We start from the raw sequence: 13,160 nt of genomic DNA, 5'->3' as shown, positions 1-13,160 counted from the left end.
GCCAGAAAAACGTTGACGTAAACGTCAACAAATGACTAGTGTCGCCATGTCAGGCCGCACGCTCTCAGAGCGGGTGAAGCCATCGAAACAAGAAAGCGCATCCGGGTTACAGGGAGAATACGCATGGGGATGGACGCAATTGCCGAGAAGGTGAAAGCACGTGTCGCAGATTCGGGCTTTGGCAGCTCGGTGAAATTCGATTGCGGCGATGACGGTGTCATCGTCATCGACGGAAACAGCGTCTCCACCGAGAACGGTGATGCCGATTGTGTCATCAGCCTCGCCAAGGAAGACCTCGAGGCCATGATCGCGGGCGATCTCGACCCGACAGCTGCTTTCATGCAGGGAAAACTCAAGGTGGCCGGGGACATGTCCGTCGCCATGCAGCTCAGCCAGGTGCTCTAAACGACAGCTGAACAGCAGGTCTCCTGCACCATTGCAGGAACCATAACGCATCAGGGCGGATCGCTTTTGTCAGGAAAGCGCTCCGCCCTTTTTCATTTCGGAATGGCACGCAGGTCTTATCCCCAGGATCAGAACCCTAGACAACCCGCCCATGCGCCCCGGCGCGCGCGGCGATCAGGCGGCCACTCGCCTCAAGCGTCCCGGAAGCACCGGCAAGCACGCCGGGCCTGAACTCGAGCGCCTGAAAGCGTTCCGCCTCATAGGGTCCGGGCATGGCAAGCGCACCCGTCAGACTGGCCGAGAAGCCGAAGCGCTCATAATAGGCGGCGTCTCCCACCAGTAGAACGGCTGCGTGCTCAAGCCGCCTGGCCTCGGCCAGCGCATGGCGCATCATGGCCGCGCCCACCCCGCGCCCGGCAAGCGCGGTTTCGACAGCAAGCGGCCCGAGCAGCAGCGCGGCAGGACCGCCCTCGCCGAGACGCACATCCCACAGACGCACCGACCCGATCATGAAGCCGTCCGCATCGCGCGCAACAAACGCCAGCCCCTCGGCCGGCACCCGGTCACGGCGCAGCGCCTCGGATGATTTCAGCCTGCGTTTCGGTCCCATGACGCGGTCGAGCAGCGCCTCGCGCTCGATCTCGTCATGCGCTGTTTCGCAAATAATGGAGAAGGCAGGCGCAAGCGCTCCACCGACAACAGCCTGGGTCATGGCCATGTCCTCGATGTTCTATCAATCGCACAGATCGCCCTGCGCGTCCGAATGGGCGCAGGGCGATCTGGAGGCAGTGTGGAATGAGAAGCCCGCGCGTTCCTGCGCGGGCCGGATGTCCGATGCGTCAGATGACGTAGGATCGGAGCGGCTCAAACCCGTTGAAGGCCACCGAAGCATAGGTCGTGGTGTAGGCGCCCGTGCCTTCGATCAGCACTTCATCGCCAATGGTCAGCGACAGCGGCAGCGGATAGGGCGTCTTCTCATACATCACGTCTGCGGAATCGCAGGTCGGGCCGGCCAGAACGCAGGGTGCGGTCTCACCGCCGTCATGCGGCGTCACCAGCGGGTAGCGGATGGCCTCGTCCATCGTCTCGGCCAGACCGCCGAACTTGCCGATGTCCAGATAGACCCAGCGCACATTGTCGTTGTCCGCCTTCTTGGAGATCAGCACGACTTCCGACTTGATGACGCCGGCATTGCCGACCATGCCGCGGCCCGGCTCGATGATGGTCTCGGGAATGCGGTTGCCGAAATGCTTGCGCAGCGCCGAGAAGATCGCCTGGCCATAGGCCTGTGCGGCCGGAACGTCGCGCAGGTAGCGGGTCGGGAAGCCACCGCCCATATTGACCATGCGCAGCACGATGCCTTCGTCAGCCAGCGCGCCGAACACGCCACGGGCGTCTTCCAGCGCGCGGTCCCATGCATCGAGATCGGTCTGCTGCGAGCCGACATGGAAGGAAACGCCATAGGGGTCGAGGCCAAGCGTGCGGGCATGGCGCAGAACATCCACGGCCATGGCCGGCACGCAGCCGAACTTGCGCGACAGCGGCCATTCAGCGCCAGCGCCGTCCGTCAGCACGCGGCAGAACACGCGCGAGCCCGGTGCGACGCGCGCAATCTTGTCCACCTCTTCCTCGCAGTCCACCGCGAACAGGCGAATGCCAAGCTCATAGGCGCGCGCAATGTCGCGCTCCTTCTTGATCGTGTTGCCGTAGGAGATGCGGTCGGGCGTCGCGCCGGCGTTCAGCGCCATCTCGATTTCGGCCACCGAAGCGGTATCGAAGCTCGAGCCCAGCTGGGCGAGCAGGCGCAGGATCTCCGGGGCCGGATTGGCCTTCACGGCGTAATAGATCTTGGAATCGGGCAGCGCCTTTTCAAAGGCGCAGTAATTGTCATGCACGACGTCGAGGTCGACGACCAGGCAGGGACCATCGGGACGGCGGGTGGCGAGGAAGTCAAGAATGCGCTGAGTGGCCATCAGTCTCTCCAATTGCGGCCCTGCTGGCCGCATTACCGAAGCTTCGAAACTGCAAATGCCGTCAGGCATCCGCGGTGGACAAAGGACGCGGCGTGCACACACTGGGGCCGGCAGGTGGAGAGCACCGGAACCAGGTCATGCGTAACGCGTATCGATGCATTCCCGCCTTGCGGCGAATATACGCTTTGTCTGCCTCAGCTTTGGATGGGAGACCCCAACCGCACTGCCGGCAATGAAGGTGTGCCTCTTCAGTAACCCCGGCTTTTGGACAGCCGGCAGACACCAGAAAGGCCCGCACCGTCGTTGCTTCAAGATGTCCTCGATCTATCGGTTGGCCGTAAGATCGACTGGAGCGGTTAGGTCCAGGTACCGTACCGGTTTCCTCGCCATTTTCGAGGTCCGGCGGACACCCACAGGCACGTGCGACTTTGGGCAGCGCGGATATAGGGGCAACGCCTGTCACAATCAACGAAAATTTTTGTGTGCTTGAAAAAAAGTTCCTGAATGCCAACCTGTTGCCGCAGGACCCAGCGAGGAAAAACAATGACAACGACCCGCGACACGCTGAATGCTTTCCTCGACTACCCGAACATCCCCCTTCCAGCCTCCGGCGAAGGCCCGCTCAACGGGCTGACACTCGGCGTCAAGGACATCTTCGACGTGGAAGGCTACCCGACCGGCGGCGGCAATCCGGATCGCGCCAAAGCCTTTCCCGAAGCGACGGGCACCGCGCCCGCCATCCAGCGCCTGCTCGACGCCGGCGCGCAGTTCATCGGCAAGACCCAGACCGACGAGCTCACCTTCTCCATGATCGGGCTCAACGCCCACTTCCCGGCTCCGGTCAATCGCGCCGCCCCGCAGCGCTTTACCGGCGGCTCCTCTTCCGGCTCGGCTGCGGCCGTGGCCGGCGGGCTTGCCGACATCGCCGCCGGTTCAGACACCAATGGCTCCATCCGCGCGCCCGCTTCCTATTGCGGCCTGATCGGCCTGCGCACCACCCATGGGCGCATTTCACTTGAGGGTTCGATGCCGCTTGCCCCCTCCTTCGATACGTTCGGCTGGTTTGCGCGCGACGCCTCGCTCTATGCCCGTGTGGGCGATGTCCTCCTCGGTGAGGACACGCACCGGACACGCCTGACCAAGCCGGTTCGGATCGCGGAACTCGAAGCGCTTCTGTTCGGCGAGCAGGAGCGCGCCGCCTACACAACCATGCTCCACGCAGCCGGTCGTCATTTCGAGCGCGAAGCGGCGTTTCTCGCCCTTCCCGGAACGGTCGATGCGCTCTTCTCCTGCTTCCGCACCATTCAGGCTTACGAGGCCTGGCAGTCCCATGGGGATTTCATCCGCAGGGAAAAACCGCAGCTTGGGCCCGGCGTGAAGGACCGGTTCGAATTCGGCAGCCGGATCAGCGCCGAAACCGTTGCCGGGGCCCGTGCCGAACGCCACCGCTTCCAGCAGGATTTCGCAGCGCTCTTCGAAGACGACATGGTGCTGGTCATGCCCACCCAGCCAACGGTCGCCCCGCTCAAGGGCGCGACCGAGGAGGAGCTGGACCGTTTCCGCGGCCTCGCGCTCAGCCTCACCTCCATTGCCGGCCTGCTTGGCTGGCCCCAGATCACCCTCCCCCTCGGTCACGTGCATGATGCCCCCTTCGGCATCTCGCTTCTCGGGCCAGCCGGCAGCGACCGGCAGCTCATTCGCATGGCCGCAGACATTCTCTCCGGAACCTGAAGGATACGCCCTTGGACACCCTCAGCCGCATGCGCGCCTTTGTCGACGTGGTCGAAGCGGAAGGCTTCTCCGCAGCCGCCCGCAAGGTCGGCAAGTCGAAGGCCCTGCTCTCGAAATATGTGCGTGAGCTCGAAGACGAACTGGGCGCGCTGCTTCTGAACCGGACCACAAGGCAATTGTCGCTGACGGAAGCCGGCCACACCTATTACGCGCGCGCCGTGGAGCTGCTGCGCGATGTGGAAGACCTGGCTGAATCCGTGCGCGATTCCTCCGGTGACGTGCGCGGCCGCGTCCGCCTTTCCGCCCCGCGCACCTTCGCCGACGCGCCTGTCGGCCAGTCGCTGATCGATTTTGCCAAGGCGCATCCCGACATCACGCTGGAGATCAATCTGGATGACCGGTTCGTCGATCTCGTGGAAGAAGGTTTCGACCTTGCGATCCGGATCACGAAGCTCTCCGATTCCTCGCTCATCGCAAAGCGCCTCGCCCCCTTCCGCGTCGTGCTCTGCGCTTCCCCGGAACTGATCGCCACCCATGGCGAGCCCAAGAGCCCGCAGGATCTGACCCACCTGCCCTGCATCGTCGACACCAACAGCCGCTATCGCCAGAACTGGCCCTTCCGCGACGAAGATGGCGAAATCGTCAACATCCCCGTCACCGGGCGCATCGAGGTCAACAGCCCGATGACCGCGCGCGCTGCCGCGATCTCCGGGCTGGGTTTCGCCGTCCTGCCGGACTTCATCGCCGATCCCGAGGTCGAGGCCGGCCGTCTCGTGCCCCTGCTTCAGGACAATGCCGCCAATGGCGCGGGCATCTACGCCATCTACCCGCATCGCCGATACCTTCCGGCAAAGGTGCGCGCTTTCGTCGACTATCTGGCGCGCTGGCTGAAGGAAAATTATCCCACGCGCTAACAATTGGTCTAATTTCCGCCGGGTTCGTGTAAAACACAGCACAAACGAGACGGGAGCAGACATTTCAAATGCCGACTTGCAAAAAAACCATGCTGAGAACCGGCATCGCGCTTTTGGCCATCGCCTGCGCGGCTCCCGCATTCGCGCATCCGCACGTCTTTGCCGAAGCGCGTCTCGACGTGAATGTCGACGATCAGGGCAACATCGCATCCCTGCACCATGTATGGCGTTTCGATGATCTGTTTTCCAGCACCGTGCTGGTCGAGTTCGACAAGAACCAGGACCTCGCGCTCAGCCAGGAAGAGCTGGACGAGGTGGCAGGCGTCGTTCACGCCTCGCTTGGCGACTTCAACTATTTCCAGCTCGTCACCAGGGACGGCAAGGATGTCGCGATGGAAGCGCCGGACCGGCTCATTGCCGATTTCGTCGACAACCAGCTCATCATCCTGTTTGAATCGAAGCCCGAAGCGCCGCTCGCCCTCGACGGCAAGATTTCGCTCGGCGTCTACGATCCCACCTTCTACACAGCCATCGACTTCATCGAAGACAGCTACATGACCGTCAACAATCTGCCGGCCGGTTGCACGCAGAGCGTCGTCCGTCCCGATCCCGATGAAGCGCTCGCCCAGAACCAGCAGACGCTGACCGAGGCCTTCTTCGAAGATCCGACGGGCAACGACATGAGCAAGATTTTTGCGACCCGGCTGGAGATCGCCTGCAACAAGGACAGCTGACCAATGCTTCCATCCCGCCGTGTTGTCATCGCAGCCGCCGCGCTGACCGTTCTGGCCACGGGCGCGGCCCTCGCGCAAAGTTCGCTCGGCATCGGCGCGGCAGAGCCGGCAATTACGCCGACAGGCCCCTTCGCCGGCACGCTGCAATGGATCAACACCCAGCAGCAGGCGTTCTACCGCACGCTCACCGGCGCGCTGAAAGCGATGCGGGACGATGGCAGCAATCTCTGGATCCTGATCGGCCTGTCATTTGCCTATGGAGTCTTTCACGCCGCCGGCCCCGGCCACGGCAAAGCCGTCATCTCGTCCTATATGCTGGCCAATGAAGTGGCGCTTCGGCGCGGCGTGGTTCTCTCCTTCGCCTCCGCGCTCCTGCAGGGGCTCACCGCCATTGTCCTCATGAGCATCGTCTTCCTCGCGCTGCGCGGCACCTCCATCTCCATGACAGACGCCGCCCGCTTTCTGGAAACCGTCAGTTTCGGCCTCATCGCAGTGTTCGGCGCATGGCTCCTGTGGCGCAAGCTCTCGGGCATGATGCGCAGAAGCCCGGCGCCAGAGCCCGCGCCGCAGGCCATGCACAGCCTGTCTGCCGCCCATGCCGGCAACCACGCGCATGAGCACCACGATCATTCCAGCTGCGGCCACGCGCATCATCACGATCACGCACATGATCATGACCACGGACGTGACGGGCACAGCCATGACTGTGGCCACGACCACCACGACCATGCGCACACGCATGACCATGGGCATGATCATGAACATGACCACGGGCACGCTCATGGTCCGGGCGAAGTCTGCCCCTCCTGCGGCCATTCGCACGCACCCGATCCCGCCCTGCTTTCAGGCGAGCGGTTCGACTGGAAAACCGCAAGCACGGCCATTGCCGCAGTCGGCATTCGCCCCTGCTCGGGCGCGCTCATCGTGCTCACCTTCGCATTCCTGAACAGCCTGTGGCTCGGCGGCATGCTCTCGGTCATCGCCATGTCCATCGGCACGGCCATCACCGTTTCTATTCTCGCGACACTCGCGGTCACGGCCAAGAACTGGGCAATCGCGCTGTCGGGCAGCGACCGCGCCAGCAATCGCGTTCACAATGTGATCGAGATCGGCGGCGCAGCCATGGTCATGCTCCTGGGGCTCACGCTTCTGGCAGCGAGCCTCACCGCCTGAGATTTCCTGTCTGACGAAAAGGGAGCGGGGTCAGTCCCGCTTCTTCTTCTGGGCGCGCGCGCGAAGCCAGAACACGCCGAAAAACGCGAGTACGAACAGCGCCGCGAAAGTGCCCGCCGCCCAGGGCGAATACTCGCCAATGGCCAGCATGATGCGTGGCATCAGATACGCCACGACGCCAAAACCGATGAGGATGAGCGCGGCCGCGATCGCCGCCTTGCGATTTTCCGACAAGTGATCCCGTCCGTCTTCCAGATCGTCCCGCGTCCATTCCGACGCACAAAGGACCATCGCAATCATTGATGCAGCCCCGGGCATTCCCGCCCGCCTGCACGTTGCCACAACAAAAGCGCCTGCAATCAATCCGCCCCGGATCAGTCCCGGAACGCTTCCAGCCGCTTCTTCTGTCGGCCTTCCTTATCGAAATTGGCCGGATCAAGCCATCCGTCAAATGCACTTTTTAGGGCCGGCCACTCGCTGTCGAGCATGGAAAACCACGCCGTGTCACGGTTCTCACCCTTGACCACCATATGCTGCCGAAACAGCCCCTCATGGGTGAAGCCAAAGCGCTCAGCCGCCCGCCGCGAGGGTTCGTTGGCGTTGTTGCACTTCCACTCGAAGCGCCGGTAGCCCAGATCCTCAAACACATGGCGCGCCACCAGATAGAGCGCTTCGGTCGCCCGCACCGTTCGTGAAATCCCCGGCCCCCAATAGATGTTGCCCACCTCGATCACGCCATTGGACGGATCGATGCGCATCAGCGCCTGCCGCCCGCCAACCGCGCCCGTCTCCTGATCGATCACCACATGGAAAAACGGATCGGCGCTGGCAGCCGCCTGTTCCAGCCATTCCTGAAACGCCTCACGGCTCAGCGGCGGATAATCGCCCAGCCAGCGGAACCGTTCGCCAGCATCGGGGACGGTCGAAACCGCGTAGAGCCCGTCGCCATGGCGCGCCGGATCAAGCGCCTCCAGCCGCACGGTGCGCCCCTCCAGAGCGGCGCGCCCGGGACGCGGCCTTGCTGTCCAGCCGGAGAGATCGGTCTGCATGTCGGTTTCCTCCAAAAGCGCCTTTTCTCCTGAAAAGCACGCCCGCCCTGCACAGAACAGACCCAGCTCCAGACGCAGGCTGCGCCAGAAACACCAAGAGCACCTTGGAAGAGGAAATATCAGGGTGGAAAACGGGCGGAGCGGCCACTGGTCGGCCGCCCCGCTTCGAACCGTGCTTGGGAGGAGGAAAGCCGATCCGACATCCAGAATCCTAAGCGCGAATTCGTTAACGTTTACTTAACGCAATCCCTCAAATCCCGATTATCGCGTCACAATCTCAGGCCCCATAAGGCTATAGGGCAACCATGTTGACATAAACGGTACATAGGTGACGAGGATCAGGAAGACGAACAGCACCAGCACGAAGGGCGCTGCCGCCCGCACCACCTGGATCAGACTCATGCCGGTGATGCCGCTCGTCACGAACAGATTGAGCCCGATCGGCGGCGTGATCATGCCGATCTCCATATTCACCACCATGATGATTCCGAGATGCACCGGATCGACCCCAAGCTCCATGGCGATGGGGAACACCACCGGCGCAACGATCAGAAGAAGCCCCGACGGCTCCATGAACTGGCCACCCAGAAGCAGGAGCAGGTTCACGGCAATCAGGAAGGTGAACCAGGTGAAGCCCGCATCGACCATGAGGGCGGTGATCGCCTGCGGAATGCGCTCGGCGGTCAGCACATGGGCGAACAGCAGCGCGTTGACGATGATGAACATCAGCATCACCGTCGTGCGCGCGGCGTCCACCGTCACCTTGCGCGTTTCCTCGTTGAAGAAGGCGCGCAGGAAATTGCGCCCCATCAGCCCCAGATTGCGCCGCCAGATCGGCAGGCTGGCCACCAGAAGCCCCGCAAGGCCGCGGGAACCGGCCTGCTTGCCGCGCCACAGCGCATAGGCGACCATCGCCACCAGCGACAGCACGATGCCCGTCAGCGTGCGCCCCTGAAGCGTGACGCCCTCCCAGTCCGCCGTCAGGAAGAAGGTCAGGATCATCCAGACGAAGAAGAAGGCCAGCGCATAGACGGTCGCGGAGAACCCGATGCGCGCATTGACGCCATCCTCATCGCGCACCCATTGCTCGCCCTTCATCGGCCCCATGTCACGGTAGACAAAGACCGCCACAAGGAAGGAATAGACAGCGGCAACGGCCGCCGCCTCGGTCGGCGTGAAAACGCCGCCATAAATGCCGCCCAGAATGATGATGATCAGGAACAGGCCCCAGCCGGCTTCCTTGCCGCCCGCGATGATCTCGCCAAAGCCCTTCCAGTCTTCCGCAGGCAGGTTGCGCACCCGCGCCATCACATAAATGGCGATCATCAGCATCAGGCCCGCCACCAGCCCCGGCACCACACCAGCCAGGAACATGCGGCCAACCGAAACATCCGTCGCCGCCGAATAGACGACCATCACGATGGACGGCGGAATGAGAATGCCGAGCGTGCCCGCATTGGCGATGATGCCGGCCGCAAACTCCTTGGTGTATCCGACCTGCCGCATGCCCGCGATGGCGATGGTGCCAATGGCCACCACCGTTGCCGGCGACGAGCCGGAAAGGGCCGCAAACATCATACAGGCCAGAACCGACGCCATGGCCAGACCGCCACGGAAATGACCGACCGAGGCGATGGCGAAGCGGATGATGCGCCGCGCCACACCGCCCGTCGACATGAAGGCCGACGCCAGAATGAAGAACGGAATGGCAAGCAGCGTGTAGTTCTGCGACGCGGTGAACAGCTGCAGCGCCACCGACGATATGGAATCGCTGGAAAAGAACGCGATGATGATCAGCGACGAGAGGCCGAGCGCCACCGCCACGGGAACGCCCATGAACAGAAGGAACAGGACGAGGATGAACAGAATGGCTGGTTCCATCGCCGCTACTCCTTCAACGCGTCTTTGTTTTCGGCGACCAGATCCTCGGCCTCATGGCCGGCAATGATCAGATCGCGCTCGCCACGGGCGATGCTCACCACGCCCTGCAGCGCGCGAAAAGCCAGCAGCGCAAGCCCGACCGGCAGCATCAGATAGGCCACCCAGCGCTGCACACGGTCCTGCAGCCCAAAGGCCTCCTGCATCCACAGGGGATAGCGCAGATCATCGAGGCCGGTGCCCCGGTCGAACATGAATTTCCAGTAGCCGATGGCCCCGGTCTGCCGCCAGTTGGTGGAGACATCCGCGCCGACCAGCGTCATCCAGCCCGCATAGAGCAGGATGAAGGCATAGAGGAAGACACACACCGCCCCGAAGATCGCCGCCAGCTTGAAGAGCCGCGACGGCATCATGCGGATAAAGGCGTCGACCCCCAGATGGATGCCGTTCTTCACGCCATAGCTCATGCCGAAAAGGATCATCCAGGCAAACAGGATGCGCGTGAATTCCAGCGCACCGCCCCAGCCACTGTTGAAGCCGTAACGCGCGATCACCTGCGTGAACGAAACGAATGTGATGGTTGCCAGAAGAATGGCGAGAATGTTTTCCTCAAACCGCCCCACCGCATCGGGATAACGCCGTTCCAGTACGAACAGCACAATCACGAGGGCGACGAGTCCGAGCGCCGGCCACAAGAGCGCCATGTTTTCCTCCCGAAAACACCTGCCACAAGACCGCCCGCTGAAAGCGGACGGCCCTGCAAGGCGCGGCGAGGGGAAACGCCGCGCCGGGATTGGTTATGGGATCAGGAGCCGCTGGAAGCAGCAGACTCGATCAGCTCCGCGCCGATGTCGCCTTCGAACTGCGTCCATACCGGCTTCATGGTCTCAACCCATACGGCGCGCTGCTCGGGCGTGAGCTCGCGGATCGTGCCGCCTGCATCCAGAATGTTCTGGCGGCAGGTCGCTTCCTGCTCGGCAACATTGTTGTTCGCCGTCGTGGTCACCTCTTCCACGATGGCCACGAACTGATCGCGCACCGCCGGATCGAGACTCTCAAGCCATTCGGTCGAGGTCACGAGAAGATAGGCAAGGAGCTGGTGGTTGGTCTGGGAGATGCCGTCCTGCACCTCGAAGAATTTTTGGGTGTAGATGTTGCACCAGCTGTTTTCCTGGCCGTCCACAACGCCCGTCTGCAACGCGCCATAGACTTCCTTGAAGGCGAGCTTCTGCGCCGATGCACCCATGGCCTCGATCATGGCGACGGCCACGTCGGAGGTCTGCACACGGAACTTCAGCCCCGCCGCGTCCTGCGGCTCGATCAGCGGCTTGCCAGCCGAAAACTGCTTGAGGCCCGAAGACCAGAAGCCAAGCCCCTCATAGCCCTCGTCTTCCATAACCTTCAAAAGCCCGTGCCCTTCCTCGGAGCCGATGAAGCTGTTCACCGCATCCAGTGTGGGGAACAGGAACGGAAGGTCAAACAGGCGGTATTTCAGCGTGTAGGCCTCGAATTTCGCAAGCGAGGGGGCAGCGAGCTGCACATCGCCCAGAAGCAGGGCTTCCATCACCTTGTCATCGTCGTAAAGCGTCGAGTTCGGGAACACTTCCATACAGGCGGTTCCGTTCATCTCCTCATTCACGCGCTCGGCAAGAAGCGTCGCTGCATCGCCCTTGGGGTGGCCCTTGTCGGCAACCACATGGCTGAACTTGATGACCATTTCGCCATCGTCACACTGGGCCTGGGCCTGCGTGGCTAAAGCGGTCAGGGCAAGCGCCGACACGGCGCCAATCAGAAATCGCATGAGTGTCTCCTCCACTGTGCACGCTCCGTCATGCGCGTCATACGCGACGGGTCATCCAATGCGGCCTTTGTGAGCCGCTTCATTCTTGTTTTGGGGCGCTACCTTATTCTTGGGCGCTACCTTGTTCTTGGGCATTGCACGAAAGGCACACGCCATCCGAGCACCGCTATAATTGTATCCTGTGATACGGGTGCCCTGAAATCAAGCGAGAGGAGGAGCCCTCAATGGGTTTCGCTCTTATGCTTTAGTCTGAGTAGTCGCGTTCGTCGGCGATCACCTTGCCGTCGCGCGGCAGGCTTCCGGGCTCCGCCAGATGCACCTGTCCGCCAACCTTGGTCACTTCGCGCAGCGTCGCCTCAATGGCGGCTGCGTCCGGCTCAGCGCCCGCATGCGCCTCCACATGCAGGGCCATCGCATCGCTTGCGCCATCGCGCGTCACCACCAGCCGCGCCCGTTCAACCGCGCCATGCCGGCGGATCAGCTCCGCGATCTGCTTCGGGTCGATGAACATGCCCTTGACCTTGGTGCGCTGGTCGGCGCGCCCCATCCAGCCCCGGATGCGCATGTTTGTGCGCCCGCAGGGGCTTTCCCCCGGCATGATTGCCGAGAGATCGCCGGTGCCCAGCCGCACAAGCGGATAGGCAGGATTGAGCGATGTGACCACCACCTCTCCGACCTCGCCTTCCGGCACCGGATCGTCAGTGCCCGGCCGCACGATCTCCACGATCAGATTCTCGTTCAAGACCATGCCCGGCAGCGGCGCACCGTCCTGCCCGGAGGTTTCATAGGCGATCACCCCGAACTCCGCCGTCGCATAGCATTGCAGCACCGAAATGCCGCGCGCGCGATAGGCTTCCCGCATGGAGGGAAACAGCGCACCACCGGAAACAAGGCCGATGCGGATGGATGAGAGGTCCCTGCCATCCCTGTCCGCGCGCTCCAGCATGATCTGCAGAAAGTCAGGCGTTCCCGCATAGACGTCGGGCCGAAACGCCTCTGCCGCCTCCACCTGCATGTCGGTGTTGCCGGTGCCGGCGGGAAACACCGCACAGCCCAGCGCCCGCGCGCCCGTGTCGAGCACGAAGCCGCCCGGCGTCATGTGATAGGCAAAGGCGTTGTGCACGCGCGCACCCGGCCGCACACCGGCGGCAAAGAAGGCGCGGGCCGCCTGCCAGGGATCGGCCCCGGCTCCCTGAATCTCCCAGATCGGCCCCGGCGACATGAACACCCGCGCGCCCTCCAGCGCATCCGGGTCGACAAACCCGCCAAAGGGCGGGTTCTGCTTCTGTCGTTCCAGAAGCTCCGGCTTGCGCAGCACAGGCAGGCTGGCAAGAGCCTGCCGATCCACAATTTTTGAGAGATCATGGTCGGAAAGCCAGTCCGCAAGGCCTTCGGCTTTGCCAACGGCGTCGCTCAGAAAGCGCGGCAGGCGTGAAAACAAATCATGCTCGCGCTCCGCCGGATCGCGGATTTCCAGCGCATCGAAATGCGGTGACATGGCT

13 protein-coding genes are annotated in these 13,160 nt (G+C 62.8%); 5 read left to right on the top strand and 8 right to left on the bottom strand.

The genetic code is table 11. The features are described from left to right. Positions 1–123: 123 nt before the first annotated feature. Positions 124–405: an SCP2 sterol-binding domain-containing protein gene (locus NDI72_RS05270; RefSeq protein ID WP_113152899.1), complete on the top strand. Its 282-nt coding sequence runs from the start codon at positions 124–126 to the stop codon at positions 403–405. A gap of 136 nt (positions 406–541) precedes the next feature. On the opposite strand, the gene NDI72_RS05265 is transcribed toward NDI72_RS05270, so the two are convergent. Further along, on the bottom strand, positions 542–1,123 hold the full coding sequence (locus NDI72_RS05265; protein ID WP_283799864.1) for a GNAT family N-acetyltransferase: 582 nt from the start codon (positions 1,121–1,123) through the stop codon (positions 542–544). Between the two features lie 121 nt (positions 1,124–1,244). Then, positions 1,245–2,378, bottom strand: a complete 1,134-nt coding sequence (odc2, locus tag NDI72_RS05260) for an ornithine/lysine decarboxylase (RefSeq protein WP_206544159.1) — start codon at positions 2,376–2,378, stop codon at positions 1,245–1,247. Positions 2,379–2,921: 543 nt separating this feature from the next. Here odc2 and NDI72_RS05255 point away from each other — a divergent pair. From NDI72_RS05255 to NDI72_RS05240, 4 genes are all read left to right on the top strand, one after another. Then, entirely contained in the window at positions 2,922–4,109 is a 1,188-nt protein-coding gene (locus NDI72_RS05255; RefSeq protein WP_206553702.1) for an amidase, read from the top strand. An 11-nt stretch (positions 4,110–4,120) separates the two neighbouring features. Beyond that, positions 4,121–5,023 carry a LysR family transcriptional regulator gene (locus NDI72_RS05250; RefSeq protein ID WP_113152903.1) on the top strand — a complete coding sequence of 301 codons (903 nt, stop codon included), beginning with the start codon at positions 4,121–4,123 and terminating at the stop codon, positions 5,021–5,023. An 89-nt stretch (positions 5,024–5,112) separates the two neighbouring features. Next, positions 5,113–5,757 carry a DUF1007 family protein gene (locus NDI72_RS05245; protein WP_224873473.1) on the top strand — a complete coding sequence of 215 codons (645 nt, stop codon included), beginning with the start codon at positions 5,113–5,115 and terminating at the stop codon, positions 5,755–5,757. Positions 5,758–5,760: 3 nt separating this feature from the next. Further along, positions 5,761–6,930: a nickel/cobalt transporter gene (locus tag NDI72_RS05240; protein ID WP_283799863.1), complete on the top strand. Its 1,170-nt coding sequence runs from the start codon at positions 5,761–5,763 to the stop codon at positions 6,928–6,930. A gap of 30 nt (positions 6,931–6,960) precedes the next feature. On the opposite strand, the gene NDI72_RS05235 is transcribed toward NDI72_RS05240, so the two are convergent. The 6 genes from NDI72_RS05235 to NDI72_RS05210 all read right to left on the bottom strand — a co-directional run bounded on the left by NDI72_RS05235 (position 6,961) and on the right by NDI72_RS05210 (position 13,156). After that, the gene (locus tag NDI72_RS05235; protein WP_113155996.1) at positions 6,961–7,164 is read right to left on the bottom strand and encodes a hypothetical protein; all 204 of its coding nucleotides are present in this window, start codon (positions 7,162–7,164) and stop codon (positions 6,961–6,963) included. Positions 7,165–7,304: 140 nt separating this feature from the next. After that, positions 7,305–7,979 carry a GNAT family N-acetyltransferase gene (locus NDI72_RS05230; RefSeq protein ID WP_283799862.1) on the bottom strand — a complete coding sequence of 225 codons (675 nt, stop codon included), beginning with the start codon at positions 7,977–7,979 and terminating at the stop codon, positions 7,305–7,307. 261 nt (positions 7,980–8,240) lie between these two features. Further along, positions 8,241–9,860 (bottom strand): TRAP transporter large permease, encoded by a 1,620-nt coding sequence (locus NDI72_RS05225; RefSeq protein WP_206544164.1) that lies wholly within the window; start codon positions 9,858–9,860, stop codon positions 8,241–8,243. 5 nt (positions 9,861–9,865) lie between these two features. Beyond that, positions 9,866–10,561 carry a TRAP transporter small permease gene (locus NDI72_RS05220; protein WP_283799861.1) on the bottom strand — a complete coding sequence of 232 codons (696 nt, stop codon included), beginning with the start codon at positions 10,559–10,561 and terminating at the stop codon, positions 9,866–9,868. 101 nt (positions 10,562–10,662) lie between these two features. Then, the gene (locus tag NDI72_RS05215; protein ID WP_206547800.1) at positions 10,663–11,658 is read right to left on the bottom strand and encodes a DctP family TRAP transporter solute-binding subunit; all 996 of its coding nucleotides are present in this window, start codon (positions 11,656–11,658) and stop codon (positions 10,663–10,665) included. A 244-nt stretch (positions 11,659–11,902) separates the two neighbouring features. After that, positions 11,903–13,156, bottom strand: coding sequence for a phenylacetate--CoA ligase family protein (locus NDI72_RS05210; protein ID WP_283799860.1), 1,254 nt, complete (start codon positions 13,154–13,156; stop codon positions 11,903–11,905). Positions 13,157–13,160: the final 4 nt, after the last annotated feature.

Origin of the sequence: Nitratireductor sp. GZWM139, from assembly GCF_030068685.1 — a bacterium.
Lineage (GTDB): Bacteria > Pseudomonadota > Alphaproteobacteria > Rhizobiales > Rhizobiaceae > Nitratireductor > Nitratireductor aquimarinus.
Note: the sequence above shows the minus strand (reverse complement) of the source record. Positions and strands in the feature narration are given on the sequence as shown.

Coding starts and splice junctions, on each gene's coding strand:
- NDI72_RS05245 (WP_224873473.1), top strand. CDS start 5,113: ATGCTGAGAACCGGCATCGCGCTTTTGGCCATCGCCTGCGCGGCTCCC.
- NDI72_RS05255 (WP_206553702.1), top strand. CDS start 2,922: ATGACAACGACCCGCGACACGCTGAATGCTTTCCTCGACTACCCGAAC.
- NDI72_RS05265 (WP_283799864.1), bottom strand. CDS start 1,123: ATGGCCATGACCCAGGCTGTTGTCGGTGGAGCGCTTGCGCCTGCCTTC.
- NDI72_RS05210 (WP_283799860.1), bottom strand. CDS start 13,156: ATGTCACCGCATTTCGATGCGCTGGAAATCCGCGATCCGGCGGAGCGC.
- NDI72_RS05230 (WP_283799862.1), bottom strand. CDS start 7,979: ATGCAGACCGATCTCTCCGGCTGGACAGCAAGGCCGCGTCCCGGGCGC.
- odc2 (WP_206544159.1), bottom strand. CDS start 2,378: ATGGCCACTCAGCGCATTCTTGACTTCCTCGCCACCCGCCGTCCCGAT.
- NDI72_RS05220 (WP_283799861.1), bottom strand. CDS start 10,561: ATGGCGCTCTTGTGGCCGGCGCTCGGACTCGTCGCCCTCGTGATTGTG.
- NDI72_RS05225 (WP_206544164.1), bottom strand. CDS start 9,860: ATGGAACCAGCCATTCTGTTCATCCTCGTCCTGTTCCTTCTGTTCATG.
- NDI72_RS05270 (WP_113152899.1), top strand. CDS start 124: ATGGGGATGGACGCAATTGCCGAGAAGGTGAAAGCACGTGTCGCAGAT.
- NDI72_RS05215 (WP_206547800.1), bottom strand. CDS start 11,658: ATGCGATTTCTGATTGGCGCCGTGTCGGCGCTTGCCCTGACCGCTTTA.
- NDI72_RS05240 (WP_283799863.1), top strand. CDS start 5,761: ATGCTTCCATCCCGCCGTGTTGTCATCGCAGCCGCCGCGCTGACCGTT.